Source organism: Candidatus Contubernalis alkalaceticus, from assembly GCF_022558445.1.
Classification (GTDB): domain Bacteria; phylum Bacillota; class Dethiobacteria; order SKNC01; family SKNC01; genus Contubernalis; species Contubernalis alkaliaceticus.
Window position 1 is genome coordinate 2,113,315 of record NZ_CP054699.1, and the last position, 26,343, is coordinate 2,139,657.

General features: G+C 40.5%; 27 protein-coding genes and 2 riboswitches. All 27 genes read right to left on the reverse strand.

The window, feature by feature from the left end:
* Window positions 1–449: 449 nt before the first annotated feature.
* A riboswitch (cobalamin riboswitch) is annotated at window positions 450–631 on the reverse strand.
* A gap of 69 nt (window positions 632–700) precedes the next feature.
* Window positions 701–2,197: a cobyric acid synthase gene (locus HUE98_RS10555; protein WP_241420611.1), complete on the reverse strand. Its 1,497-nt coding sequence runs from the start codon at window positions 2,195–2,197 to the stop codon at window positions 701–703.
* A 75-nt stretch (window positions 2,198–2,272) separates the two neighbouring features.
* Entirely contained in the window at window positions 2,273–3,814 is a 1,542-nt protein-coding gene (locus HUE98_RS10560; RefSeq protein ID WP_241420612.1) for a cobyric acid synthase, read from the reverse strand.
* Window positions 3,815–3,999: 185 nt separating this feature from the next.
* Window positions 4,000–5,259, reverse strand: coding sequence for a heme ABC transporter ATP-binding protein (locus tag HUE98_RS10565; RefSeq protein ID WP_241420613.1), 1,260 nt, complete (start codon window positions 5,257–5,259; stop codon window positions 4,000–4,002).
* Window positions 5,260–5,273: 14 nt separating this feature from the next.
* On the reverse strand, window positions 5,274–6,308 hold the full coding sequence (locus tag HUE98_RS10570; protein WP_241420614.1) for a FecCD family ABC transporter permease: 1,035 nt from the start codon (window positions 6,306–6,308) through the stop codon (window positions 5,274–5,276).
* Between the two features lie 22 nt (window positions 6,309–6,330).
* The gene (locus HUE98_RS10575; RefSeq protein ID WP_241420615.1) at window positions 6,331–7,290 is read right to left on the reverse strand and encodes an ABC transporter substrate-binding protein; all 960 of its coding nucleotides are present in this window, start codon (window positions 7,288–7,290) and stop codon (window positions 6,331–6,333) included.
* Window positions 7,291–7,429: 139 nt separating this feature from the next.
* Window positions 7,430–7,604, reverse strand: a riboswitch (cobalamin riboswitch).
* A gap of 124 nt (window positions 7,605–7,728) precedes the next feature.
* Entirely contained in the window at window positions 7,729–8,457 is a 729-nt protein-coding gene (locus HUE98_RS10580) for a pseudouridine synthase (RefSeq protein ID WP_277623665.1), read from the reverse strand.
* Between the two features lie 133 nt (window positions 8,458–8,590).
* Window positions 8,591–9,130 (reverse strand): spore maturation protein, encoded by a 540-nt coding sequence (locus HUE98_RS10585; RefSeq protein WP_241420616.1) that lies wholly within the window; start codon window positions 9,128–9,130, stop codon window positions 8,591–8,593.
* Window positions 9,131–9,727: a nucleoside recognition domain-containing protein gene (locus HUE98_RS10590; protein WP_241420617.1), complete on the reverse strand. Its 597-nt coding sequence runs from the start codon at window positions 9,725–9,727 to the stop codon at window positions 9,131–9,133.
* A 15-nt stretch (window positions 9,728–9,742) separates the two neighbouring features.
* Window positions 9,743–10,882: a D-alanyl-D-alanine carboxypeptidase family protein gene (locus HUE98_RS10595; RefSeq protein ID WP_241420618.1), complete on the reverse strand. Its 1,140-nt coding sequence runs from the start codon at window positions 10,880–10,882 to the stop codon at window positions 9,743–9,745.
* A gap of 150 nt (window positions 10,883–11,032) precedes the next feature.
* Window positions 11,033–11,452, reverse strand: a complete 420-nt coding sequence (ytfJ, locus tag HUE98_RS10600; RefSeq protein ID WP_241420619.1) for a GerW family sporulation protein — start codon at window positions 11,450–11,452, stop codon at window positions 11,033–11,035.
* Window positions 11,425–12,012 (reverse strand): DUF2953 domain-containing protein, encoded by a 588-nt coding sequence (locus HUE98_RS10605; protein WP_241420620.1) that lies wholly within the window; start codon window positions 12,010–12,012, stop codon window positions 11,425–11,427. The genes ytfJ and HUE98_RS10605 overlap by 28 nt, the downstream gene beginning before the upstream one ends.
* Window positions 12,013–12,079: 67 nt before the next feature.
* Window positions 12,080–12,589 carry an SMC-Scp complex subunit ScpB gene (gene scpB / locus HUE98_RS10610; protein WP_241420621.1) on the reverse strand — a complete coding sequence of 170 codons (510 nt, stop codon included), beginning with the start codon at window positions 12,587–12,589 and terminating at the stop codon, window positions 12,080–12,082.
* The gene (locus HUE98_RS10615) at window positions 12,582–13,367 is read right to left on the reverse strand and encodes a segregation and condensation protein A (protein ID WP_241420622.1); all 786 of its coding nucleotides are present in this window, start codon (window positions 13,365–13,367) and stop codon (window positions 12,582–12,584) included. The genes scpB and HUE98_RS10615 overlap by 8 nt, the downstream gene beginning before the upstream one ends.
* Window positions 13,368–13,378: 11 nt before the next feature.
* Window positions 13,379–14,362: a tryptophan--tRNA ligase gene (gene trpS / locus HUE98_RS10620; RefSeq protein ID WP_241420623.1), complete on the reverse strand. Its 984-nt coding sequence runs from the start codon at window positions 14,360–14,362 to the stop codon at window positions 13,379–13,381.
* A gap of 59 nt (window positions 14,363–14,421) precedes the next feature.
* Window positions 14,422–15,069 (reverse strand): site-2 protease family protein, encoded by a 648-nt coding sequence (locus tag HUE98_RS10625; protein ID WP_241420624.1) that lies wholly within the window; start codon window positions 15,067–15,069, stop codon window positions 14,422–14,424.
* Window positions 15,069–17,702 (reverse strand): CBS domain-containing protein, encoded by a 2,634-nt coding sequence (locus HUE98_RS10630; RefSeq protein ID WP_241420625.1) that lies wholly within the window; start codon window positions 17,700–17,702, stop codon window positions 15,069–15,071. The genes HUE98_RS10625 and HUE98_RS10630 overlap by 1 nt, the downstream gene beginning before the upstream one ends.
* A gap of 179 nt (window positions 17,703–17,881) precedes the next feature.
* Entirely contained in the window at window positions 17,882–18,985 is a 1,104-nt protein-coding gene (locus HUE98_RS10635) for an acyl-CoA dehydratase activase-related protein (protein ID WP_241420626.1), read from the reverse strand.
* Between the two features lie 19 nt (window positions 18,986–19,004).
* Complete coding sequence (locus HUE98_RS10640) at window positions 19,005–20,030, reverse strand: acyl-CoA dehydratase activase-related protein (protein ID WP_241420627.1); 1,026 nt, start codon at window positions 20,028–20,030, stop codon at window positions 19,005–19,007.
* Between the two features lie 38 nt (window positions 20,031–20,068).
* Window positions 20,069–21,568, reverse strand: a complete 1,500-nt coding sequence (locus HUE98_RS10645; RefSeq protein ID WP_241420628.1) for a spore germination protein — start codon at window positions 21,566–21,568, stop codon at window positions 20,069–20,071.
* 115 nt (window positions 21,569–21,683) lie between these two features.
* Window positions 21,684–21,893, reverse strand: coding sequence for a dodecin family protein (locus HUE98_RS10650; protein ID WP_241420629.1), 210 nt, complete (start codon window positions 21,891–21,893; stop codon window positions 21,684–21,686).
* Between the two features lie 35 nt (window positions 21,894–21,928).
* Window positions 21,929–22,348 carry a stage V sporulation protein AB gene (locus HUE98_RS10655; protein ID WP_241420630.1) on the reverse strand — a complete coding sequence of 140 codons (420 nt, stop codon included), beginning with the start codon at window positions 22,346–22,348 and terminating at the stop codon, window positions 21,929–21,931.
* Window positions 22,349–22,359: 11 nt separating this feature from the next.
* On the reverse strand, window positions 22,360–23,010 hold the full coding sequence (locus HUE98_RS10660; protein WP_241420631.1) for a stage V sporulation protein AA: 651 nt from the start codon (window positions 23,008–23,010) through the stop codon (window positions 22,360–22,362).
* Complete coding sequence (locus tag HUE98_RS10665; protein WP_241420632.1) at window positions 23,003–23,206, reverse strand: hypothetical protein; 204 nt, start codon at window positions 23,204–23,206, stop codon at window positions 23,003–23,005. The genes HUE98_RS10660 and HUE98_RS10665 overlap by 8 nt, the downstream gene beginning before the upstream one ends.
* Before the next feature lie 149 nt (window positions 23,207–23,355).
* Window positions 23,356–24,084, reverse strand: coding sequence for a sigma-70 family RNA polymerase sigma factor (locus HUE98_RS10670; protein ID WP_241420633.1), 729 nt, complete (start codon window positions 24,082–24,084; stop codon window positions 23,356–23,358).
* 12 nt (window positions 24,085–24,096) lie between these two features.
* Window positions 24,097–24,537: an anti-sigma F factor gene (gene spoIIAB, locus HUE98_RS10675; RefSeq protein WP_241420634.1), complete on the reverse strand. Its 441-nt coding sequence runs from the start codon at window positions 24,535–24,537 to the stop codon at window positions 24,097–24,099.
* Between the two features lie 5 nt (window positions 24,538–24,542).
* Entirely contained in the window at window positions 24,543–24,887 is a 345-nt protein-coding gene (locus HUE98_RS10680; RefSeq protein ID WP_241420635.1) for an STAS domain-containing protein, read from the reverse strand.
* A gap of 116 nt (window positions 24,888–25,003) precedes the next feature.
* Complete coding sequence (locus tag HUE98_RS10685) at window positions 25,004–26,173, reverse strand: D-alanyl-D-alanine carboxypeptidase family protein (RefSeq protein WP_241420636.1); 1,170 nt, start codon at window positions 26,171–26,173, stop codon at window positions 25,004–25,006.
* Window positions 26,174–26,343: the final 170 nt, after the last annotated feature.

Sequence of the window (26,343 nt, forward strand, 5' to 3'; positions counted from 1 at the left end):
GCACCGGTGGATAGATGTACTCTGAAATTAAACAACCTTCTGAGCACAGTTTTATAAAATCTTTGCCACGAGTTATATAATACTAATAATTTATAAGTCAATTACTAGAGAAATAAAAATAAAAAAGGGAGGGGAACAGAAAAGAAAAGTTTGATAATCATAATTTTCAGAGGAAGGGCATCCCTTTCCCACTCCCTATTTTAAACTATTTTTTTTCCGATACAACTGGACAACTTATAGTGAACTCGTTTCAGCCAGCTGAAACATCGGGAAATCAGGTAAACACTCTACTCCATTTGATTAAACGCCCCACCTACGCTAACGCTTAGAGGTGGGGGTCATATACCCTAGAAAAAGAGATTAAAAAACCCCAGGTTATAAAAATCGAAACCAGGGGTTTACTAGTAAAATAGTATAGATGTACTCACCCCCAATCCGCGAAGGATGAACAAGTACTTAACTGACAGGCAGGTTTCCTGACTTACGGCTTTTAAGTTTTATCCCTTCCCAAAGCATTTTTAGCTTTAGTGGTTATGATAAAACTTATAACCGGTTACAGTGGCGCGACCGTTCAGGTTTTTCACCTGATTCCCTTTTAACCTTTTCTGGCACCTAACAGTTTTCATATTTAATTAAGACAAATTGTAACACAGCTTTTATTAAATTACAATAAGTAATATCAAGTTAATATTTTCTAGAGTTAAAATACCAAGTCTTCAATAAATTTTAGATCAAGACTGCTGCTGACCAAATCTGCCAGCATTTCATAACTTCTTTCCCATACTTCAAACTGGTTCAGTTCCCCTTCCAGTTTCAAAGGATGAAGCCCTTTTTTTATGCGTAGTTTATTAACAAATCTTAAACGAAAGGAAACCTGGTCAAAAAGACCGTGAAGATAAGTGCCAAATACATTGCCATCTTCACTCACTGCACCATCGTAGTCCATAACTTCCTGCTTTCCCCTTCGTCTCACAAGCAGCAGAGGTTCTACCCCCTCCATCAAGCTGGTTTTCCCCATATGGATTTCATACCCGGTCACTTTCTCACCAGTTTCTTTTACCTCACCCCAGGCCTGACAGGTAATCTTTTCATCATAAAAATCAGTGGTAATATTTAAAAGCCCCATTCCTTTAATGGTCTGTATCTTAGATTCCGCAGAACCGAGATCAGTAATTCTCTGTCCCAGCATCTGATAGCCTCCACAAATCCCTACCACCATTTTCCCTTCCCGGGAAAAGGATATAATTCGTTCCACCCAACACTGCTCCCATAATGAGGCCAGGTCTTCAATGGTGTTCTTGCTGCCGGGAATGATGATGGCATCCGGGCTTCCCAGTTCATGGGGGTTAGTAACGTATCTTACAATTACACCTTCCGTTTCCTCCAGGGGATCAAAATCAGTAAAGTTAGAGATATGAGCTAGATGCAAAACAGCTATTTCTATGTCTTTCTTTTTATTCTTCTGTTTCTCCCGGGGAAGATATCGGTCCTCTTCAGGAATATGAAAATCTGTATAGTATGGGATAACTCCTATTACCGGTTTTTTTATCAATCTTTCCATTTCATCCAATCCGGGTTTAAGCCGTTTAACCTGTCCCCTAAACCGATTAATAATTACACCTTTGATCATATCCCTTTCATATTCTTCCAAAAGGGCAAAGGTCCCTACAATAGAGGCAAAAACCCCACCCCGGTCAATATCTGCCACCAGCAGTACCGAAGCCTCCGCTTCTATAGCTGTGGTCATATTTACCAGGTCATGTTCTCTTAAGTTAATTTCCGCCGGGCTTCCTGCACCCTCAATAACCACTATGTCGTAATTTTGTTTTAAAAAATCCAGGGATTCTCTCACCTTTGGTATCAGGCTTTTTTTTAATTCAATATATTCCTGAGCGCTGTAGTTTCCTATGGAATGACCGTGTACCATAATCTGAGCTGAGGTATCCTCCCGGGGCTTCATCAGTATCGGATTCATATGAACTGAGGGCTCTACCCGGGCTGCTGCCGCTTGAACAGCCTGAGCCCGGCCTATTTCTCCCCCCTCCAGGGTAACAAAGGAATTTAAAGCCATATTTTGTGCCTTAAAGGGGGCAACCCGATATCCCTTTCTAACAAATATTCTACACAGCGCTGCGGTTATTACACTTTTCCCCACGTCAGATCCGGTACCTTGAACCATCAATGCCCTGCCTGTCATGACATGCCTCCATTGTTGATAAATTTACGATATGTTTAATATTCCCTACCCTTCCTCATGCCTTATCCCCATTTCTTATTTATTAGTAATTCCGGCTAATTTCTTTATATAGTCCAGGTCAATATTTTCCCTGACGGTATCAGCCAGAAAATCATAGGTTTGATTGATCCGCTGGGAAAAAGAAATTCCCCCCTGAACAGAAGAAACTAAACCCTTATTTTTATACAAGTGTTTAAGAAAAGAATGACGGAAGTTTTCATTATCAAAAATTCCATGGAGATAGGTGCCGAAAACAAAGCCTTTTTTCCCTACAGCTCCATCATTAATAGAAATTCCCCGGCCGGAACGCTCTTTAATCAGCAGCGCTGACCAGTTTTCTTCAAAAAGCCGGGTGGAGCCCATATGTATCTCATATCCTGAAAGTTCTTCCCCCTCCAGATCCGGCAGCAGTTGTGCTAAGGCCTTCACTTCAGCCTTTACCTGATAGGTCTGTTTTTCAGGGTTAAAGGATGTGATGGTATTTAAAAGTCCCAACCCGGTTACCGTACCATAGGAAGATTCCGTATTAAAAGGATCCCGAAGTTCTAACCCCAGCATCTGGTACCCGCCGCATATCCCTACCACGGGCACACCTCTATCAAAAGCGTTTACAATTTGACCGGCACAACCGGTTTTTGTCAAATGAATCATGTCTGCCACACTGTTCTTTGAACCGGGAATAATCACCGCATCGGTTTGTCTAATCTCTTCCCCGGGCTTGATAAACTTCAGGTGAATCCCGGGTTCTCCTTTTAATGCATCAAAGTCGGTAAAGTTTGATATTCGGGGAAGATTGATAACGGTTATTTCAATATCCTTGTCTCCGCCAAGTCCCTGGGAATGCCTGGTGTCATCCAGGGAAACACCGTCCTCAGCAGCCAGATTCAACCCCCGCATATATGGTATTACCCCCACTACCGGGATTCCAGTCCTCTCTTCTACCATGCGAAGGCCTGGTTCCAAAATGCTCAAATCCCCCCTGAACATGTTGAAAATAAAACCGGCCACCCTTTTCCTGTCTTCAGGCAGAAGCAGCATCATGGTCCCTACTACCGATGCCAGGGCACCTCCCCGGTCTATATCTGCTATTAAAATCACCGGAACATCCGCCATCCTGGCCACCAGCATATTTGCAAGATCATTTTGACGTAAATTAATTTCCGCAGAGCTGCCGGCCCCCTCAATTACCAAATAATCATAATGGCTTCTTAGTTCCTTTAATGAAGTTTCGATAGCTCCTTTACAGACCCGTTGATATTCCTCTTCCTTTTCCCCGACCTTTCTATCTCTCCAGGGTTTCCCCCGGATTATTACCTGGGCTTCTCCATTCCCCTTAGGCTTCACCAAAACCGGGTTCATGTCCACTGTGGCTTCAATCCCACAGGCCATGGCCTGTTCCCCCTGGGCCCTGCCAATTTCCCCACCATTTGCGGTTACATATGAATTCAAAGCCATATTCCAGCCCTTAAAGGGAGCAACCTTGATTCCATCCTGTTTAAATATACGGCATAGAGCTGTAGCTACCGCACTTTTGCCCACATTGGACGCAGTTCCCTGCAGCATAATTCCACCTGTCAAGTAAAACCCCTCATTTCCTTTTCCTTTTGTTAAAAACAAAAAACCTGTTCTCAGGAAAAAAACAGGTGATAAAGCACACCCTTTTCCTCGAAGGATGAAGCTGGCAAAAAAGATGATCTAGCCTTAAATCTGTAGATAAAAAGGAACCCTTTGTCAAAGGGCTTCTCCGTATTCAAAGAAATCATTTAGATTTTTTCCAATTGTTCTAATAGTTCTTTTTCAAGGTTAATCTCCCTGGCGCCTTTTTCCTTCATCTGATGAAAAATTTGGGCAGCCTCACCGCCGGTAAAATCTCTACGAGATATATCCACTCCATCATAAATCAACACCGGAATTCCCTCCTCCAGGGCAAACAAAGCGGCTTCCAGGTTCCTTACATTTCCCTTCCCAAAGGGAACATTGGCCAAAATCACCAGGTCGCTTCCCTTGATTACCTCCAGGTTCTCCCGATGTTTTTCTTGGCTCACCGGTGAGAATGGAAGTTCCTCTACTATTTTCAGCCCCAGATTTCTGGCGGTCTCACAGTCCGTATCCCTACCATTTAACACCCCCAAAGAAATGTGATGACCCAGATAATAGAAAAGTTTGGTCAGAGGATTGGCACTGCCCCCGCCCCCTATTATATGAATCTTTTTTGGAGGCACATTATTATCTGCACTGCTGCGTTTTGGGAGCAGCGAAATATAAGGGGTGCCATTTATAGGATGCTCACTTATAATAACTTTGGTGCCGTATACTTCCTGAATATTTTCTACAGTCATAACATTGGAAGGCGTCCCAATGTTAAATATTTTCCCTGCCTTTAAAAGTATAAGATAATCACAGTACTGAGAAGCCAGATTCAAATCATGCAGGACAGCAATAACCGTCATGTTTTTCTTCCGGTTCAGCTCCCTCATTAAATCAAAAATTTCCGTCTGATAGGAAATATCCAAAAAAGCTGTAGGCTCATCCAGTAAAATAATCTGGGGTTCCTGGGCCAGGGCCCGGGCCATAATTACCCTCTGACGCTCCCCACCACTGAGCTCCGTAATAGAACGATCCTTTAAGGACCAGCTGTTAGTAACCTCCATTGCTTCCCGCACAATTTTTTCGTCCTTTGGGCCCTCCTTTTCAAACCTACTTAAGTGAGGAACCCTCCCCATCATCACGATTTCAAAAGCCGAAAAATCAAACCCTACAGAAGTGTCCTGAGGAACTACCGCCATGGACCGGGCAACTCTCTGCCGGGACATTTTTGAAATATCTTCATCCTCCAATAATACGGCTCCCTCCACCGGTTTTAACAAAGCATTGACATTTTTAATCAAGGTTGACTTTCCCGAACCATTTGGCCCGATAATTCCAACAAAATCACCCTTTTTTATCTCCGTATTAATACCTTCTAGAACCGGGGAGGACTGGTAGGAAAAAGTTAAATTATGCACTTTTAAATTTACAGACATGTGTCTTCCTCCTACTAAAAGCGAAATTCTTTCCGCTTACTTCTAAGTAAATAAATGAAGAACGGAGCTCCTAAGAAAGCAGTTATAATTCCCACAGGCATTTCAATAGGCGCCATCATGGTTCTGGCCAGGGAATCCACCCAAATTAAATAGATGCCTCCCACCAATGCTGATGTAGGTATTAATATTCGATGATCAGGGCCAACAATCATCCTGACCGCATGGGGAATAATCAGCCCCACGAATCCAATCATTCCGCTGACGGAAACCACCGCACCGGTAATTAAAGAAGCGGCTACCAAAATTATTTTTTTAACTCGGTCCACCTCAATCCCTAAATTTGAGGCTGCCTCTTCCCCCAGCAAAATTACATTCAAGTCCCGGGACCAATAAAATATTACTGAAGATCCAATAATCACGTAGGGTAGTACCATAATCACATGGGACCAGGTCTTCATGCTTAATCCCCCCACCAGCCAAAAGTAAATCCCCCGAATCTGTTCCCCTGAGGAGAGCATCAGCAGTGATATTACCGCCGAAAGAAAGGAACTGACCACTACACCGGCCAGAAGCAGGGTCACCACAGGTATGCTGTTCCCCACCCGGGAAAGGTTGTATACAAAAAATAAAGCCACTAAAGCTCCTAAAAAAGCAAAAAAAGGTATCCCGCCAAAAAAACTCAATCCATAACTGTTTTGTATGAACATGGCCAGAGTAGCCCCCAGGGCTGCACCGCTGGAAACTCCAATGGTGTAAGGGTCAGCCAGGGGGTTGCGAAGCAACCCCTGAAATGCTGCCCCAGCAATAGAAAGAGAGGCTCCAACGATAAATCCCAGTACCACCCGAGGAAGCCTCATATTAAATATAATAGTTTCCCAGGTTGAAGGCCAGTCCTCCTGAATAAATTGACCGAAGTATGTGATTTTATTTATGACCATCCTGACTACATTCATAAAGGATATTTCCGCTACCCCAATAGTAGTAGTCACCACAATTGAAAAGACGGCCAAGATTACCAGAAAGACAATTATTAAGGGACGAAAGTTCAAGGTGTTAGCACCCTTTCTTCTGTTATCTGTTGGGATGTATTATATCTAAAATATGCTTAAGTCCTAAAGCAACCCTTGGGCCAGGCCTGGAGACCAGGTCACCATCTGCGTCATAAACTTGTTCATTTTGCACGGCTTTTAAATCCTGCCAATTATCCCGAGCCATAACTATTTCCTTCATGGGATGAGTGCAAATGATCACATCTGGATCATCCTCAAATATTTTTTCTTCACTCAAGACCGGCCAGCCTGCACCTACATCTGCAGCTATGTTGATGCCCCCAGCTGTTTCAATTAAATTATTTAGATATGTATCACTGCCTACAGAGTAGAGGGATTCCGTATCCAACATAACAAATACTTTAGGCTTAGCATCATTTTCCAGATTTGAAGTAAATTCTTTTATCTCATCAATGTCGGCAGAAATTTCTGCAATCAAATCTTCTGCCTTATCAGATGTGTTGGTAATTTTGCCCACCAGTTCAAAGGAATGCAGCACCTCATCTAAGGTCTTAGAATCTAAATCTATAACAGCATATCCCTGTTCTCTTAAAGTATCTACGGCTTCATCATAATGTTCAAAGGTAAAAATAATATCAGGGTCTAAGGAGACTACCTTTTCTACATTAACTATGAAATCCCCCACCTTTTCTTTCCCTTTAGCCTCCTCGGGATAATAACAGAATTCTGTTACACCGATGACCTTATCACCTAACCCCAAGGCAAAAAGAGTTTCCGTTGCACTGGGCCGGAGAGAAACAATGGTTTCGGGTTCCTTTTCTATCACAACTTCATTGCCGGCCATATCTATTATAGTTATAGGGAATGTTAGGGCCTCTTGGTTTTCCTTCTCCTCAGTGACAATATCCTTATCATCGGTAACAGGATCTTCACCTTCAGCTGCACAACCAAAACAGCTGCCTAAAACAAAAATCCCCAGAATAACGACAAATGCAGTTTTAAACCATAATTTATTAAACAAAACAGTAAACCCCCTTAAATTTTATATTCAATTAATTATTAAACACCTAAACCCTTCCATAAAACAAAAAAACTCAGCCTTCAGCGCCGAGAAATAAAAGAATCTTATTTACGCACCTCCTTTTCCCTCGAAAGCAAACAGTACGTTCCATAATCAGGCAGGTTTCCTGGCTTCCTTTCACCGCTCCTTACCCCTTCCCCAAACACAAGAGAGTGGTTATGGTAAGTCGCTCCGGGTTACAGTGGCGGGACCGCTCGAGCATTGAACTCGATTCCCTTTTATCCGTTATAGGCACCTGATTATTTTATTATTTAGTTTTAAACAACTGAATTTATTATATCAGTCAGTTTCCAATACAACAACCCCTAAAACAAAAAAATATATCAAACACTTTACTTGCCACTTAGTAGTTTAGTTGTTAATCCCGCCCATTATTCTTTACCCTAAAATCCCCAATTCTCTCTTTAAAAGTCTGATTTCTTCCAAAGTCAAGTGACGATATTGCCCGGTTTTTAAGCCCTCTAAAGTAAGAAAAGAAAGCTGTATCCTTTCTAACCTGGTTACCGGATTGCCCACCAACTCAAACATTCTTCGGACCTGCCTCTTTCTCCCTTCATGTATTATAATCTCTACCCAAGCCCACCTTCTGGAAGATTCCACCTTAATAATTCTAACTCTGGCAGGTGAAGTCTTACCCTCTGTTAATAGAACACCTTTCTCAAGACTTTTTATCTTTTCTGGAGAAGGTATCCCCACAGTTTTTACCAGATATTTCTTATCTATCTTGTATTTGGGATGAGTAATCCGATAAGCTAACTGGCCGTCATTTGTTAACAGAAGCAGTCCTTCAGTATCCAAATCCAACCGGCCTACAGGATAAAGCCTTTCTTTGATTCCTGGAATTAAATCCATGACGGTAGGCCGATTATGAGGGTCATTTACCGAAGTAATATACCCCTTAGGCTTATTCAATAAGAGGTAAACCTTTTTCTCCTTATAAAGAACAGGGGTGTCATCAACCTTAACAACATCCACTTCAGGGTTAATTTTTATCCCTAAAGTTGTGATCACCCTATTATTTACCTTCACCTGCCCTTTCTTTATCAACTCTTCACTGGCTCTTCGGGAAGCGACTCCCGCCAGGGCCAGGTATTTTTGCAGCCTCAATCTTTCTCCCTCCGTTACATCCTCAATTAGTATGTTGAAATTCAATTCCAGCATCATATCTAAACCTATTTATATATTTTACCACGAAATTTAGTATAAATCCTTTAAATCTTTAAGGTAGCGTTAGGTAAGATCACCCCCCAAAAACTTTATTGCATATTAATACAGCCGCTAAAAAGCCGGCCATGTCTGCCAAGAGTCCCACCGTCAATGAATGTCTGATTTTTTTTATGCCTACGCTGCCAAAATAAACTGTTAATACAAAAAAGGTTGTGTCGGTGCTGCCCATCATGGTAGAAGCAATCCTTCCCACTAAAGAATCGGGGCCTTTATTCTGCAAAATTTCTGTAGTAATAGCCAGGGCACTGCTGCCGGAGACAGGCCTCATAATAGCCAGGGGAAGAATATCAGATGGAATACTTAAAAGATTAAAAAGTGGCATTAAAAAATGGGTGATAACATCCATGGCACCGGACTCTCGCAAGAGAGTAATAGCCACCAGCATTGCAATCAAAAAGGGAATCAGTTTTACTGCGGTATCAAACCCCTCCTTAGCTCCCTCTACAAAAACGTCAAAAACTTTAACCCCCTTAATATTGGCATATACCAGGGTTATCAATATAATTGCCGGGATCGTCCATACAGATATGATACTTATCATTTTTCCCAACATCTAAGACATTCCACCTTTCTTTCTTTCAAGAAAGCGATAACCCCGGTCAAATAATATGGCAACGGTAGTGGAGGTAGCTGTGGCAATCAGAGTAGTGCCGATAATTTCCGTAGGATTCATAGAACCTGTGGCAGAACGCAGGGCAATCACTGTAGCCGGAACCAGGGTTAAGCTGGAGGTATTGATGGCCAAAAAAGTGCACATATCTAAGGAAGCCGTATCTTTTTTAGGGTTCAGCTGCTGCATTTTTTCCATCGCTTTCAATCCAAAGGGAGTAGCCGCATTACCCATACCCAAAAGGTTAGCACTCATATTCATTAAAATTGCGCTCATAGCCGGATGGTTTTTGGGAATTCCCGGAAACAAGAAGGCTGCCACAGGCCTCAAGATTTTAATAATCACATTGATTAGACCGGATTCCTCAATAATTCGCATTATCCCCAGCCAAAATGCCATTATACTGATTAACCCAATGCATATGCTTACAGCCTGCTCCGCTGCAGAAAAAATTACTTCAGGTACGATGCTTATTCTTCCAAAAAAACCGGCAGTTACAATACCTATAAGCATTAAATAAAACCACAGGCGGTTGATCAATCAAAACACTCCAATCTAAATAGCATGAACCAGCCATTTTTTAAATGAATTAAAAAGAGTAATGAAGACATTTTTTTTATTAATGGATTCACCCGCTAACAAATTGACACTCTTAAGCTCTTCCCCCTGAAGGATCACTGTTATTTCACCTAAAACCTGCCCTTCTTTGATAGGGGCTTTTAAAGCAGATTTATCTACCAGTACCCTGTATTCAACCAGCTCTTCCTCTTCTTCTTCCAAAGGGAGGGTAAAACTGGCAGCGGTCACCAACCTTACTTTATCCTGATCCCCCCCCTCTACCTCCACGGTTTTAATAAACTGCTGATATTCCATCAGTTCACTGGGAGACCAGTTTTCAAACCCATAGTCCAGCAGATTTTTGGTATCCTCCCAGATATTATTGGAATTGAGAACTACTGCAACCAGCTGCCATTTATCCCGGGTGGCTGAGCCCACAAAACATGGACCGGCAGGAGTGGTCCATCCGGTTTTCACACCGTCTGCCCCGGGATACAATTCCAAAAGCTTATTTTGATTTCTTAAATAACGGTCCCATTCATGACCGGGCCAGGTTATCTTTTTCTCCTTGGTGATAAGAATTTCTTTAAATTTTGGTATTTCTAAAGCTCTGCAAGTAATCAACCCCAAATCGTAAGCTGTAGTAAAATGTTCCTCATCATCAAGACCATGGGGATTTTTAAACTGTGTATTGTAAGCTCCAAGCTCCTGAGCTCTTTCGGTCATCATTACCGAAAAATCTTCCACAGAGCCTGCCAGGTGCTCTGCAATGGCCACAGCAGCATCGTTTCCTGACCTGAGCATCAAGCCATACACCAGTTCCTCCAGGGTTTTTACCTCTTTTTCCTCCAGCCATATGGAGGAACCCTCAGTCTCCGCCGCTCTCTTACTTACCACCACCCGACTGTTTAAATCACCTTTTTCCAGAGCTAAAAGCGCAGTCATGACCTTGGTTGTACTGGCCATGGGAAGCCTTTCCCCCTCATTTTTAGCAAAAAGAACCCTGCCGGAAGATTGATCTAACAAAACAGCAGATTGTGCCGTTACTTGATCATTGGTCAAGGCCTGCGCAGGACAAACCGAAAGGTTTATACAGATAATTAAAAAAAATATTATAATCCCTTTCTTTTTAAACAAACAGCTACCTCCTTATTCTTTTTGGGTAATACTTATTCAAGCAGCCCATATTTTATGAAGAATGTTGTACAATAAAAAAAAGCCCTTTATTAGATAAAAGGCCGGCATTTTAAATCCTATAAAACCTATTATATTCACTACATGATAATTTTAGATTTTATAATTTTGATTCTGGTTATCTTTATGAATTACGTTCTGCAGCTGGCTCATAAGCTGAGGAGCCATATCTATCAATCGGTCTAAAAGAACATTGTTATCCACTGGAAGCAGACGGATCTGCCCCTGTCCAACTACTAAAAATGCTACCGGTTGTACCGTTACCCCTCCGCCGCTGCCCCCACCAAAGGGAAGCTTATTTTTATTTCCATTTCCTCCCCCAGAATCATTTTGTTCAGTATTTTCAAATTCACTGCCTCCGGCAGCAAAACCAAATGAAACCCTGGAAATGGGTATTATTACATTCCCATCGGGAGTCTCAACGGGATCTCCCACAATAGTATTTACCTCAACCATATCCTTTAAACTTTCCATGGCTGTCTTCATCAAACCCTGGATTGGATGATCTTCCAATTAAATGCACCTCCCCTTACTTTTTGGTATACAATCTTTATTCCTGCTTTCAACAGCCTGTAAGGATAAAATCTAAATGAACTTTTTATTTCTACCAAAAGATGAGCGTTTTTAAAATCAGGTCTTACTTCTATCTCCGGATCCCGGTCTTCAAATATAAAAAACCATTTTATTACAGCCAATATATTGCCCTTTATGCCCCAAATTATACCGGATAAGACTCCGGTCTGTGCAGCATCAGGCAGGCCAAAGGCAGTAGTCCAATAAAATTTATCACATATAACTATATTTCTCATCTCCCTCAACAAAAATATTAAATCTGTAAGGGCTTTTAAAGAAAATGCCTGAGCTTTTGTTTTTTTATTGTTTTTTTGACTGCCCTTTGGCCGTCTTAAAGAAGGTAAATTAAACTTTACCAATCCCCAAAACAATATAAGTTTTATCCTTATTTTTTCTTTATTATTTTCCCGCAGATATTTTATGTTTATACGTACTGGAGCCATGATAATAAATAATAAAGAAAATAAAAAAAGAGAGAACAAAGTAAAATAGAGTATCATATTACCGGCCTCCCTTTTCTTGTATTTAATTATATTTTTTAATATTTTTAAAAAACTATCCCCTGTTTTAATTATTTTCCTGCATCGAATGTAATTGTGATATACTTTTTAAACCAAAATGCTGTAAAAATTCCCGGGTGGTGCCATAAAGAATAGGCCTCCCAATAGAATCTTTTCTACCCACTTCTCGAATCAGGTTCTTCCCCAGAAGCCTATCTAAGATTTTTTCCACTTTAACTCCCCGGATGGCCTCTATCTCCAAACGGGTTATGGGCTGCTTGTAAGCGATTATAGCCAGGCTCTCCAAAGCCGCCTGAGATAGCCCCGGCCGTTCCCGTCCCGCAAAGAGTTTCTTTATAAAGGGTGCATAATATTCACCGGTACTCATATAAAGTGCACCCGCCACTTCTCTCAGCTCCAGTCCGCTTTCCCTCTTTACATAATCGGACCGAAGCTCTTCAAATATATATCTGATTTCTTGATTCTTCCACCCGGTTACTTTTTTTATTTTTTTTATGGTCAGCGGCTTCCCCGCTGCAAAAAGAAGAGCTTCTAAAAGAGCTTTTTGTCTAACCACTCTCCTCCCACCTTTCTTCTTCTCCCCCATCAATTGCTTCACCACGATATTCCAACAATATGGGACCGAAAGTATACTGCTGATGCACAGAGATTTTTCTAAGTTTCATGAGAACTAAAACCGCTAAAAAGGTAACAATCAATGCCGGGCGTCGTCTTTGGCTTTCAAAGAGATCCTGTATTTTTGCTTTCCCATGATTTAGGGAAAGATAATTTAGTATTTCCGCCATCTTTTCTGTTAAAGATATTTCTTGCGGCAAAATAACTTCCGGGTCTTCCTCTTCCATCTTGTTCAAAACAGCTTCCAGAACATCTCTCAAATCCCCCAGGGTTACTTTACTCAACATATTTTCAAACTCTTCAACTTGAAATGACTCTTCCTGAGGTGAATCTTCTAGATACCGTGAATAATGCTTTTGTTCCTGTTCCTCCAATATTTTAAACTGTTCTGCTTTTTCTTTAAAGACTCTATATTCTGCCAGCCTCTGGAATAGTTCTTGTTCTGAGGAATACAATATTTCTTCATCCATCAGCTCATCCTCTTCTTCAGCCTCAGGTAGTATCTTTTGAGATTTTAATTTTAACAGGGTTGCCGCCATCACCAGAAAATCTCCAGCTAGTTCTGTATTAAATTCCTGTATTCTTTTTACATATTCCAAGTACTGCTGGACTATTTCTTTTACGGATATTTCATAGATATCCAATTCCGCTTTTTTCACCAGGTGAAGAAGCAGATCAAAAGGACCTTCAAAAAAAGACGTTTTTACCCTGTAAGTCATGAAATCCTCCCTTAAAGCATCATGGCCTCTCTTACTTCCTGCATGGTCTCTTTGGCTTTTTGTCCTGCTTTAACCCGACCCTGATCTAATATTTCCTGTATATACTCCGGTTTTTTCAAAAGCTCCTGTCGTTTCTCATAGATAGGCAGCAGTTGTTCAGCCTTTTTCTCAGCCAGCATCTTTTTGCACTGCACACAGCCAATAGCTCCTTTTCTACACACTTCCCCGATATCTTCGATTTCTTCCAAGTTAAATATCTTATGGAAAGCATAAACAGTACAAACTTCAGGATCTCCCGGGTCATCTTTTCGAATTCTTTGGGGGTCCGTGACCATAAGCTTTACCTTATTCTTGATCTCTTCTGGGCTGGCAGACATATGGATGGTGTTTCCATAACTTTTACTCATCTTACGGCCATCAATTCCCGGAAGCAGCTTTACCACATTTAACAGAGTTTTGGGTTCGGGAAAAACCTCCTGGTACAAGTGATTAAATCTCCTGGCTATTTCCCGGGTCAATTCTATATGAGGTGCCTGGTCTTCCCCCACAGGGACTGCATTAGCCTTATATATTAAAATATCTGCCGCCTGCAGCAGCGGATACCCTAAAAAACCGTAGGTGGCAATATTTTTTTCTTTCAACTGAATCAACTGGTCCTTATACGTAGGGCACCTTTCCAGCCAGGACAGTGGGGTAAGCATGGAAAGAAGAAGATGAAGCTCTGCGTGTTCTTTGACTTCAGACTGCTTAAAAATAATACATTTTTCTGGATCCAGCCCTGCACTGAGCCAGTCCACCACCATCTCCTGTACATTACTGCGTATCCTTTTAGGGTCTTCATAATCAGTAGTCAAAGCATGCCAGTCCACCACGGAAAAATAACACTGATATTCCTCCTGAAGCTTTACCCAGTTATCCAGAGCCCCCAACAGGTTTCCCAACTGAAGCCGTCCGGTCGGACGCATTCCGCTTAATATAACACCTTTTTTTTGCATTTGATTTCCTCCGTATCATAAATTTCAGAATAATTGTGGGTTTTAGTTAAGTTATTAATTTATAAAAACATTTGTAAAACAGGAGTAATGATGGATGCCATAAAATATTGGATATAAAATGCCACGGGTATGACTATGGCTGTCAAAGTTCTGGTAATAATTAACAGCATTAAAATCAGGAAACCGTACTGCTCCAATAACCGATAATAATATTGGTAACGGTATGGAAGAATCCCTGCCAGTATCTTTGACCCGTCCAGGGGTGGAATAGGAATAAGGTTAAAGACCCCCAGAAAGATATTATAGGTAACCAAGGAATTTGCGAATTGGTTAGCAGCCATAAAAAATGGTTGGTTCCTTATGGTAATAAAAAGTAGCCCCTGCACCAGCATAGTTACAAAAGCCAGAAAGAAATTTGCACCTGGTCCCGCCGCAGCCACTTTCAGCATAGCTGTTTTTTTATCACCCCTGAAGTTATTGGGATTGACATTGACCGGTTTTGCCCAGCCAAATCCCACAAAAAAGAGCATTAAGGTTCCTATGGGGTCTAAGTGTACCAAGGGATTTAATGATAGCCTACCCTGGTATCGTGGGGTAGGATCACCCAAATTATCCGCCATCCTGCCGTGCCAATACTCATGAAAAGTAATAGCTATTAAAAGTGCTGGAATTCTAACCAGCATACTTCCCATATCTAATTGAAACATTAGTCTCCCCCTTTCCCTCGGGCCATATATTGAATAACCAACCTAACTTCTTCATCTCTACTCTTTACCAGGCCATCCAGCCTGGCCATTTTCAATTCTTCCAGCACCTCTTTAAACAGGGGGCCCGGAGAATACCCCAGTTCTTTTAAGTCCTCTCCCGTTATATAGGGAGTAACGCTGCTGAATTTTTCCAGATATGCTTTTATATATCCCCAGGTCCTCATATTATCAGAACAGGCACTTAGAAAAATCATACTTTCTAAGGGAAGCGGTTCCAGCAGCTTATACACCCGGCTGGGCTTAATATTCGGCTTAGAAAGAATTTCTAACAGTTCAGGCGTTTTCTCCAAGGTAAAATGTACGTTTTCCCTGACTTCTTTCTTAAGTTTCATCTGATATAAAATAGAAGTCAAATCCTTACTATCATTATAATAATAAAGGGCGCAAAGGTACGGAATAGACCGATTAATTTTTACTATTTTTATTTCATTTATAAAATACTCCAAAACTTTTTGAACTACCATCAACAGTCTAAAATGTTTCGGCTCAAAATTTAGTTTAGGAAACAAATAGGGAATAAGTTTAAATTCCTGAAGCCTCATTATTACCCTGTGGGGTTCTTTTTCTTTAAAAATTAAACTAATTTCCTCCGCCAACCGATCTCGGCTCACCTTATTTATAACTTTAGTTTTTATTGAATTTTCGATAAAGGAGAGTGTCTCCTCTTCAATGTTAAAGTCCAGCCTCTGTTCAAAACGAGCCGCCCTTATAATTCTCAAAGGGTCTTCCACAAAACTCAAGTTATAAAGCACCCTTATGATTTTTTGTTCCAGGTCGGAAACTCCGCCAAAAAAATCCAGCAGCAATCCAAATTGTTCAATGTTCAGCTGAAAAGCCAGCGTATTTATTGTAAAATCCCGGCGGTAAAGATCCTGTCTTATATTGCTCAACTCAACCTGAGGTACCGCTCCGGGCTGTAGGTAAAATTCCGTCCTGGCTGCTGCAAAATCCAGCCTCAACCCGTCCTTTAAAATAATTTTAGCTGTGCCAAACTGTTCGTAAATAATAATTCGACCGTCTAAAAATCTGTTTAGCTCCCGGGCAAAATCAATGGCATTGGGTTCCACCACCAGGTCAATGTCAAAATTATTTTTACCCAATATTAAATCCCGGACAAAACCACCTACAACATATAACCGGCATCCGTGACTGTCCGCTTTTTGCCCTAATAAAAAAAGAAGTCCCTGAATCTTTTTTGGAAGCCTGGTGTTAATTAGTTTGTTTAAATCATCAAAATTTTTCAATTGTTTCCCCCGTCCTCCTCCCAATTGCCCCCTATGATTCTTTTTATTATGACGGGTTTTTAATACATCGGTGCGGGTAACAATCCCCAGCAGTTTACCACGATCGTCTGCAACCGGAAGTCTGCCAATATCATATTCTACCATAATCTCTTCAATTTCCTTAAAAGGGGTGTCCGTCCTAACTGTTTGTACTTTTTTAGACATAAATCCCTTTACCGGGGCATGGCCCAATCCGTGATGCTTTGCTTTTTCCAAATCCCTCCTGGAGATGATACCTTCCAGTCTTCCCTGTTGTACTACCGGAAGGCCGCTGTGTCCATATTTCACCAGCATCCACCAGGCATCATCCACAGTATCTTTAAGTGATACGCTGCGGACTGGAAAAGACATGATGTCCATAGCAGTTATTGAGGGCTTTATCAGCCTGTTTATATCCTTTAAAAGCCTACCCTTAAATCCTTTTAGATCAAACTCTTTTATTACTGCAGAGGCTGCGTTTTCATGGCCCCTGCCGCCATATGCCTTCAAAATTTCTTTTAAATTGATTCGATCTGAAATATTTCTGGCTACCAGATGAAACTTATCCCCCATTTTCACCGCTGCTACCATTAAATCTGCATCTTGAATATCCATTAGTTGGGACACAACCACAGAAAGTCCACGGATATCATCTTTAGTTTCCCCGGTAGACAGAGCCGCCCGGATTCCTTTTAACTCATAAACTTCAGTATTATTCAGCAGCATTTCCAACAAATATTTTTGTTTTTCAGAAAATGACCTGCCAATAAATTCCCGAATAACGTTAAAATCCAGACCCCTTTCAGCCAGGTATTTTAACACCTTTATTTCCCTTACACTGGTGCTTGAAAAAGTAAAGCATCCGGTATCCTCGTATAACCCTAAAGCAAAAAGAGTCGCTTCAAAAGGATTAATCTCTATATCTCCCCTGATTATTATTTCCATCAACAGAGTTACAGTTGAAGCGGTGCTGTCAACAAATTGTTCTGAAGATTCGATTGCCTCCTCCGAAGAAACCGAGTGATGGTCAAATATAATGATCCGTGGAATCCTCTCAATGCAGGCAGCCAAAGCTCCCAACCTGGAGGACTGCTGCGTATCTACAATAATCAATTCATCAATTTTATCCAGGTTTATCCTGGATATTTTTTTTACTTCAAAAACATCTTTATAAAGTGAGGTAAATTCCTTAACATTATCATTAACCCGGCCGGGGAAAACCATGGTGGAACCGGGATATAGTTTGCTGGCCGCCACCATACTGGCGAACCCATCAAAGTCTGTGTTGGTGTGGGTAGTAATTACCCGCAAATCCAGCGCCTCTTTTCTTGTGTTTTTCACACCCTTCATTATACCATATATATGCAAAATTAAAAATATAGTTAAAACAAGTTCAGGTTGAGTGTATCTCCAGCCACCAGTGTATCTCCGCCTGAACTTGTTTTATTTGGAATTTTAAAAAAAAGCCTGTTGAGAACTAAAAAAATTTTTTATACGGCTCCCTGCAATGTTTCTTTCTCCCTCTTTTGTTCCAGCAGGTCTAAAAATGCCTCCAAGCGGGTCTGAATTCCCGCCTTTCCTGAATGTTCATCCATAGAGAAGGATAGCAGTGGAATTTGAAAATCTTTACTGACCTCCGGTAGAATGCTCTGGGCAACAATCTCCGGGGTGCAGGTAAAGGGAAGAATATGTATAACCCCATCATAATTATCCCTGGCATAGAGTATAGTTCTTCCTACAGATTCCAAACCGTGTCCCCCTACAAAATGATTAAGATATTTTGAAGCGGCTCTCTTTATTTCCTCTACATCACTGGGGCTAAAAACCTTTGGTAAAAGATGCTCTTTAATCCAATGACCCAGGTAAATACTCCGGTGAACCTCAACACCCATCTCCCCCATGGTTTTTTCAATTTCCATATTGGCAAAAGGTTCTATGACCATGTATATTTCGCCTACAATGCCTATTTTTAAAGGCTTTCTAAGGGAACTAGTTTGTTTTACCGATTTCAGCATCTTTAACCCATATGACAGTGCATCTGCAATGCTGATTTCAGTTCGAGCTTCAACCATCAAGGAAACCGCTCGTTCATAAGCCCGGGAGGTAGAACCTTTGTGTTCTTCAAAGGGCCGAACCTTTAAAGAAGTTTCATGCAATACATCCAGCGCAAGAATTTGCTGCCAGGCAATTTTTACCACCTGATAAATTTCGTTCCAGGTTTTATGATTTGCTATTCTTTTTATATTGGAGGCCAAACCCAGCAGGCTTCCCTGAGGCGGTTCAAGTATTATAATTTCAAAATCATAACCCAGATCCTTAAGTATTTCTCTCTGTACTTCGGCGTAATAACCAAAACGACAGGGGCCTGTACCCCCCGCCATAATAATAGTATCTGCTCCCCTTTCCAGAGCTTCAATAAAGTTCCCTACATTCACTTTTAAAGGGAAACAGGCAAATTCCGGAGAGTGGCGAACTCCCAAAGAAATTGTTTTCTTTGTAATAGGAGACGGCACCACCACTTCGGTGCCAAGTTCTTCAAATAATGTTTTCAAAGGTATCCACAGATTACCCATGTGAGGAAAAGTAATTTTCATTTTTGCATTCACCATCCATTTATCCAACCGCAGATTTTTTATTCAGTCTAATCATATCTATAAAGGCTTCTAGTCGGGTAAGAACTCCTGCTTCTCCGCTGTGTTCATCCAAGGTCAAAAAAAGCAGAGGAAGCGTTCTTTCTCTTTTATAAATCCTTTCAATTAGTTCCCCTACCAGAGAGTCTGGCCCGCATCCAAAGGATACCACCAACACCACCCCATCAACAATTCCTTTATTTAACAAATAATAAGCTGAGCCAATTATTTCTTTTCCGAAGGTCCAAAACATATCCTTCCTGAGTTTACTGGCTCCACTGGACTGGGCTGAATGTGACAGCATTTCAGTGGTAAGGATTTCAACCCCCATGCCCTGAAGCTTTTTGAAGATATCCATGCTGATGTATGAATCATTTAAATTATAAGAATGTCCCAAAACTGCTATTTTTAATGTATTCGTAACTCTCCCGAAGCCTGATTTTTCCCCGTCTTCAACTATTTTTCCATCCTGTGGATATTCTCCCATTTCCTCCAGGGACTGAAGACATTCCATGGGAGTAACACCAAAAAGCAGCTGTTTTTGATATTCCTGAAGTTTCTTAATGGACTTTTTATAAGCCAGAGCAATTTTTACCGGATTAGAAGAAAAAAGTTTCCCAACATCATAAATCTCCCGGTAATAACCTTTACTTTTTTTAGAAAGGTCAATATCCAAATGTAATATCGGTGGAAGATCTTTGATTAAATTAGTAACCATATTAGGTAATCCCAAAAATTTTGGACACAGATACCTTTTCTTTTCTACACTAACAACCCTAGGAATAAACATATAATCAATTTTTTTTTCTTTTAAGTTCTGAACATGTCCGAAAAATAACTTTACCGGCAGACAGGTTTCATCTACCGCAACCTTGACCCCTGAGTCCAGTATATTTTTTGTGGTTTTATCAGAGAGAATTATTTCTGCTCCCAGTTCTTCAAAAAAACATTTCCAAGCAGGATAATAATTGTAATAGAGCAGAGAGCGCGGTATTCCGATGACTGTCATTTACTGCCTCCTTTATTAATGTATATAATTTAACGTCATTATTTGGGTTCATCCTCTTTAGAGTCTGACGGAAGTCTATCGGAATCACCAGTCTTTAGAATCTCGGGCCTGAGCCCGGCAAGAGAAACCGGTCTTCTGAAGAGGATATCCAGCATAGCACTGCCATTAAAGGGAACTAAAGGCCACATATAAGGAGTTTTAAAAGATTTAGTAAGGGCCATTAAAACAAATACGATTAGAGTTCCCCCAATCAAGCCGGGAAGCTTTAAAAATCCGGTAGACAAAAGCAGAAAAAGATGTATCAGCCTAAAGGCCAGACTCAGTTCCCAACTGGGGGTTGAGAACATCCCAATAGCCACTATGGCACTATACAAAATTATCTCAGGGGCAAAAATGCCCACCTGAACTGCGATATCTCCTACCAGTATGGCTCCAATAAATCCCAAAGCCACAGTAATTGGTGAAGGGGTATGGATTGTGGCCATTCGTATTAAATCTATCCCCAGGTGAGCTATAATAAACTGCAGGGTTAATGGAATGAGCCCGGGATCCTCCGGTCCTATGAAAGCAAGGCTTTGAGGTAAAAGCTGGGGTTCTAAAGAAAATAAAAGCCATATAGGACTAATAAATAAAGATAGAAACAGGCCCATAAAACGGATCCAGCGTACATAGACACCACTGGGTATGCTCTGCCGATATTCTTCCGCATGCTGAACATGGTGAAAAAATGTAGCCGGGGCAATCATGGCCGAGGGAGAAGTATCCACAATAATGACCACATGTCCCTCCAAGATATGAATAGCTGCCACATCCGGCCTTTCCGTATACCTCACCTGAGGGAAAATATTATACTTTCCTTCTACAATAAATTCCTCTACAGATTTTTCAGCCATGGGCAGCCCGTCTACTTTTATATTCTCAATGCGGCTTTTTACCGTTTTAAGTAAGCCTGGGTCCACTACATCGTTAATATAAAGAATTGCAATATCAGTCTTTGACCTCTGCCCCACCTGCATAACCTCAGCCCTGAAGCCGGGGTCCCTCAGCCTTCTCCTCACCAGGGTTACATTGAACAAAAGCGTCTCCACAAATCCATCTCGGGAACCCCTGGTCAGTTTTTCAATGTCCGGCTCCTCAGGCTGCCGAACGGGATATTCCCGGGTGTCTAAAATAATGGCACTGTCCTCACCGTCTATCAACAGCGCCGAAGGTCCAGCCAGGACTTCTTTTACCAGATCATCTAACTGCTGAACTTCACTTAGTTCCATGTAAGGAATTCGTTCTTCAAATAGTTTCTTATAAGGCCGGGTACATAATTCTTCCCGTCGAGTAGCGATCAATGTCTGCATAATTAAAGTGATCAGCTCTCCATTGCCAAAACCATCAACAAAAACCAGAGCAACATCCTTGCCGCCCACCTTAAACTGACGAATGAGAACGTCAAAACTTACCCCAACACCCAGCTTTTCCGTAATAAAAGCCAAATTTTCGTCTAGTTTTTTACTTATTCTTTTACCTTCTGTTAATTTTAAGCTCATGAGTTTTCCTTTTTAGAATTATATACCATTTATTTTATAGAATCAGCATATTTTATTAAATATTAATATTTTTAACTTGGGCCCTCCCATAAAAAAGCATGAGAGGCCCAAAATGTTATTTTGGATCGTGTAAACCGAAAGCCAACTTAATGTTAGCTTTATAATCCACCAATTTTCCATCTTTAATACCTGCCGTCAAATTATAAACTTCTACTCCAGTAATATCATCTAAAGTAGTGGACGCCCTTTCTACTGCGTCCTTTACGGCATCTTCCCAACCGTTACTAGATTCTCCCACCAATTCTATAACTTTTGCTACTCGCATAATGTAACCCCCTTTATGTTTTCATTTTAATTTCCTTACCACAGCCCGGGGACTAACCAATAAAACAAAGAGCCCATAACTTTCCCGAATACCATAGCGGTCACAAGCCTGGATAATTCTCCTTGAAGACCCAATCTTTTAGATAGTATAGGGAGAACATTCAGAACTTCTGTTAACGCTGCGGCCAACATTCCCACGAAAACTCCCATTAACAAGCCTACAATCACGACCAAGAAAATGGGTGTAACAATATTCCATTCTAAAAATGTGGCAAGAGTACCAAGCACTGCTCCCAAAGTTATGGAATACTCAAAAAAAAGGCACCTATCTCCTGTCCCCGTCAACTGGGCCAGCCGAGGAACGATGTCCAGAATTGTAAGAAAAGCTACCAATGCTGTTCCCACCACGATTCCCTCCGCCAGGCCAATAATCATCATTAATATTATTCTGTCCATATCTAACTTCCTTATTCTTTCCCATTATTTTTGTCTTGGTCAATATGATAATTTTTATTTTTTTCTTTTGCCCTAACGTATTTATTTATGTTTTCCTCATAAAGAAAGATTTCCATTTCCAGGGGACTGGGTTCCCGATTAAATCGCTTTTTTAAAAAATGATTAAAAAACAAAGTCATACCCAGACCTATACCCAGGGAATAAGGAATTTGGAGAATTAATGGATTTGCATTTTCTTCACCGGTCAACATTTTGAAAATCTGTTGATGTACCGTTGGCATACTGACATCCGCATGAAAATTAATTATGGCCATCCCTGAACCAATAAATAGCAGAATACATACTAAAGGCAGATATAACAATTTAAAATAATGAAAAGGAAACAAAGATCTCTCCGCCTTTTTTATCACTAAATCTGAACTTCCTGTAATCTGTATGCTCAGTTCAGGGTAATACATATGAATTAACTTTATGAAAAACAGAGAGGACAGCACCTTTTTACCATCCTGTTTATCAAAGTCTATTTTTACAGGTATTTTACTTATTTTATCTTTGTAGTATGGATTCCCTTCTATTTCCGCCAATGTCCCTAACAACACCTGTTCTTCCGCTGAAATTTCAACCATGGAAGAAAGATAAAGATAAATCGTCTGATCAGGCATAATAATTAGTAATTAACTCCAACGGATATGTTGGATAATAATAGTGTATTGAATTGCCCTGCCAAACCATTCTGGAACGACTGGGTTCTTGATCATCCGAGGGACGCAGAATAAACTGCCAAATTAGTAAAATCAGGAGAATCATCACTACTAATGATATCACAGTTAACAACTGTTCCTTTATTATCTTTGACATATAACCACCTAATCCTAACATTACAGCCGGGCTTCCCCTACTAAATTTAAATAAAAATCCATAACTGGTTTACTTTTGTTTTACTGTAATGATATTAATTTTAAGATTAGTATGCGTTATTTAAATGATAATTATAATATAATCCTTTTTTAAGAATTCATAGCTTCTCTTAATTTTTTTAATATTTTCCTTTCCAAACGGGAAACCTGCTCTTGAGATATTCCTAATTTTTGAGCAGCCTCCTGTTGAGTTTTCTCTTCAAAAAAACGTAAAAAGATAATATTTCGTTCAACAGAAGGTAACCCAGCCAGGAGAGATTTTAAAGTGATTCTATTAATCATCAATTCCTCCTTAATCTCTGTGGCTGCCAAATTATCATTCTGATATGTACTGCCATTAACTAAACAAGAATCATAAGATAAAGGCTTCAACCCAACTTCCATGGCCATAACAATGTCTTCCCGGGATATCTTTAATTCTTCAGAAAGTTCCCGTAGAGAAGGTTCCCTCCCTGATATTCTTAAAAACTCTTCCTTTTTCATTTTAATCTGCTCAGATAAAACAATCAGCGCTCTACTGGCTTTAATCATACTATTTTTCCGAAGGTACATCTTAATTTCCCCCAGAATTACCGGAACAGCATAGGTTGAAAATTTAACCTTTTTACCAATATCAAACCTGTCTACTGCTTTAAGCAGTCCAATACAACCTACCTGGAAAAGATCCTCCGACTCTTCCCGAGAAAAATTAAACCTTTTTACCAGGTTTTTAATCAAAGGCATATTCATTTCAACTATTTTTTCCCGGGAGGGGACATCTCCCCCTTGGGCTTTCCTAAATAAATCTTCGTTATGCATAACTTCCTTTTCAAAGTCCATAATCACACCCATCTAATTGGAATAATTATTCATCTTATTTAAAATCCTCTTAGTCATCTTAATAGTAGTGCCTTTGTTTTTTTCTGACAGCACTTCTAATCCATCCATAAATTTTTCCATCAATGTAAATCCCATCCCGGAACGCTCCTGATCTGGGATGGTAGTATACAGGGGTTCACGGGCTTTTTCCACATTTTCTATACCTATTCCACTGTCTGTTATTTCCACTTCTAACCCCTCTTCAAACAGTACTCCCTTAATGACAATTAAGCCGGTTTTATTCGGATAAGCATGAATCACCGCATTGGTGACAGCTTCAGATACGGCAGTTTTTATTTCGTTTATCTCTTCTAAGGTAGGATCCAGTTGAGAGGCAAACGCAGCCACCACTATTCTGGCAAAGGATTCATTTTGAGACTTGCTTAAAATTTCTAATTTCATAATATTTTTCATTTCCTCTACCCCCTTAATAAATTTACTATGGCTTCCTCTTCCCTTTCATAACAAGGAATCACCTTATCCATACCTCCAGCATAAAATACCTTTTTTACCTGAGACTGCATTCCAAAAACCACTACCTTTCCACCCTTATTTTTCAGTTGATTTAATCGGCCCAGTAAAGCTCCAATCCCTGAACTGTCCATAAAAGTTAAACCAGACATATCTACCACCAAATATTTTACCTTTCTTTTATGTAATTCTTCCTTAACCATGTCCTTAAATATTTGTGCAGTATGATGGTCCAATTCTCCCTGTAAAGAGGTTATCAGCACCTCTCCTGAAGCTCTTAATTCAATTTTCATGCGTTCCCCTCCCAATGCCTGTCAAAGGCAAAGTAATCCTTATTATGGAAATTCTACATGGGAGGTAATTTTACCTGCAAAAAAAAATGCCCTAACAGGGCAAAAGGTTCTCTTTTTTATCGTCCAAACTGAACCCACTTTGACAGAATTCTTTTATATATTTGAAAGATGGAAGCTCGAGGCACTTCTTTTTCTGCCAGCAGGTCTTCCTTGACAGCTTCTTTTCCATTCCCTAAGACAACCAACTTTCCCAGCTTTTCTCCTATCTCAATGGGAGCTTCCAGCGAATGGGTTATTTTAATCTCCGTTTTAAAGTCCTGTTCATCTGTCTTTTTTAGCAGTATTCCTACTTTCTCCGCCAGCACCAGGTTAACGTGAGTATCTGTGCCTTTTTCCAGTTGGACTTTTGCCATGACATCGTTCTTTTCAGCTATGTGTACTGTTTTATAATTGGCAAAAGCATAATCTAATAGTGTTTGTGCTTCAGCAAAACGGGTCTTGCTGTCCGGAGCATTCATGATGATTGAGATAAACCTTGTATTATCCCTTTGGGCTGTAGCTGATACACAATGACCCGCCGGGCTGGTATATCCTGTTTTTAAACCATCACAACCGGAATAATAGCGAACCATACGGTTGGTATTGCTTAAGAATACCCCTTCTTCACTTATTTTGCCCTTTAAAAACTCCTCATCCATCCAGATAGTAAACCATTCATGCACCTGAGGATATTCTAACAAAGCCCTGGACATGAGCATAATATCATAGGCTGTGGAATGATGCCCCTCCACATGAAGCCCACAGGCATTTTCAAACCAGGTATTATTCATTCCTAATTGAGAAGCCCTTTGGTTCATCATATCTACAAATCCTTCTAAAGATCCCGCTAAATGTTCAGCAATGGCTACTGAAGCATCGTTTCCAGAACCTACGGAAATGCCAATTAAAAGGTCTTCCACCGTTACCACATTTCCCGGACTTAAAAATATTTGGGACCCTCCCATAGCAGCGGCCCGATCGCTTATGACAACCTCATCCTCCATACTTATTTTACCGCTTTCCAATGCCTCCATGCAAAGCAGCAGGGTCATAATTTTGGTTATGCTGGCCGGATATACAATCTCATGCATATTCTTCTCAAATATAACTTCTCCTGTGGTGGCATCCACCAGCAATGCAGATTCTGCTTTAAAATCAAAATCCGCCTCCTGGGATGATACCCGGCCAATAAATCCAACCAGTAACAGCATAATCAGAACCATAGATAAATGTTTTCTTTTAATCATCTTATCCCCCTAAAGAGTTCAGTTAGTTTTTATAACAGTTAAACACTCCTGTTTAAGCATTATTTTATCCGTCTATAACAAAATAATACAATCACCCTAAAAAATGTTTTAATATAGCCAAACTATGTTGAAAAAGAAAATATAACCTGCTAAAATCTTAAATATATAAT

What these genes read in the sequence shown, in the direction of transcription:
- HUE98_RS10635 (WP_241420626.1), bottom strand. Translation starts at nt 18,985, where the DNA reads ATGAAAATTACTTTTCCTCACATGGGTAATCTGTGGATACCTTTGAAA.
- spoIIAB (WP_241420634.1), bottom strand. Translation starts at nt 24,537, where the DNA reads ATGAAAAATATTATGAAATTAGAAATTTTAAGCAAGTCTCAAAATGAA.
- HUE98_RS10640 (WP_241420627.1), bottom strand. Translation starts at nt 20,030, where the DNA reads ATGACAGTCATCGGAATACCGCGCTCTCTGCTCTATTACAATTATTAT.
- HUE98_RS10555 (WP_241420611.1), bottom strand. Translation starts at nt 2,197, where the DNA reads ATGACAGGCAGGGCATTGATGGTTCAAGGTACCGGATCTGACGTGGGG.
- HUE98_RS10660 (WP_241420631.1), bottom strand. Translation starts at nt 23,010, where the DNA reads ATGCCTGATCAGACGATTTATCTTTATCTTTCTTCCATGGTTGAAATT.
- HUE98_RS10655 (WP_241420630.1), bottom strand. Translation starts at nt 22,348, where the DNA reads ATGGACAGAATAATATTAATGATGATTATTGGCCTGGCGGAGGGAATC.
- HUE98_RS10650 (WP_241420629.1), bottom strand. Translation starts at nt 21,893, where the DNA reads ATGCGAGTAGCAAAAGTTATAGAATTGGTGGGAGAATCTAGTAACGGT.
- HUE98_RS10585 (WP_241420616.1), bottom strand. Translation starts at nt 9,130, where the DNA reads ATGTTGGGAAAAATGATAAGTATCATATCTGTATGGACGATCCCGGCA.
- HUE98_RS10685 (WP_241420636.1), bottom strand. Translation starts at nt 26,173, where the DNA reads ATGATTAAAAGAAAACATTTATCTATGGTTCTGATTATGCTGTTACTG.
- trpS (WP_241420623.1), bottom strand. Translation starts at nt 14,362, where the DNA reads ATGCAAAAAAAAGGTGTTATATTAAGCGGAATGCGTCCGACCGGACGG.
- HUE98_RS10615 (WP_241420622.1), bottom strand. Translation starts at nt 13,367, where the DNA reads ATGACTTACAGGGTAAAAACGTCTTTTTTTGAAGGTCCTTTTGATCTG.
- HUE98_RS10680 (WP_241420635.1), bottom strand. Translation starts at nt 24,887, where the DNA reads ATGAAAATTGAATTAAGAGCTTCAGGAGAGGTGCTGATAACCTCTTTA.
- HUE98_RS10565 (WP_241420613.1), bottom strand. Translation starts at nt 5,259, where the DNA reads ATGTCTGTAAATTTAAAAGTGCATAATTTAACTTTTTCCTACCAGTCC.
- HUE98_RS10605 (WP_241420620.1), bottom strand. Translation starts at nt 12,012, where the DNA reads ATGATACTCTATTTTACTTTGTTCTCTCTTTTTTTATTTTCTTTATTA.
- HUE98_RS10670 (WP_241420633.1), bottom strand. Translation starts at nt 24,084, where the DNA reads ATGGACTTTGAAAAGGAAGTTATGCATAACGAAGATTTATTTAGGAAA.
- HUE98_RS10625 (WP_241420624.1), bottom strand. Translation starts at nt 15,069, where the DNA reads ATGTTTCAATTAGATATGGGAAGTATGCTGGTTAGAATTCCAGCACTT.
- HUE98_RS10665 (WP_241420632.1), bottom strand. Translation starts at nt 23,206, where the DNA reads ATGTCAAAGATAATAAAGGAACAGTTGTTAACTGTGATATCATTAGTA.
- HUE98_RS10645 (WP_241420628.1), bottom strand. Translation starts at nt 21,568, where the DNA reads ATGAGCTTAAAATTAACAGAAGGTAAAAGAATAAGTAAAAAACTAGAC.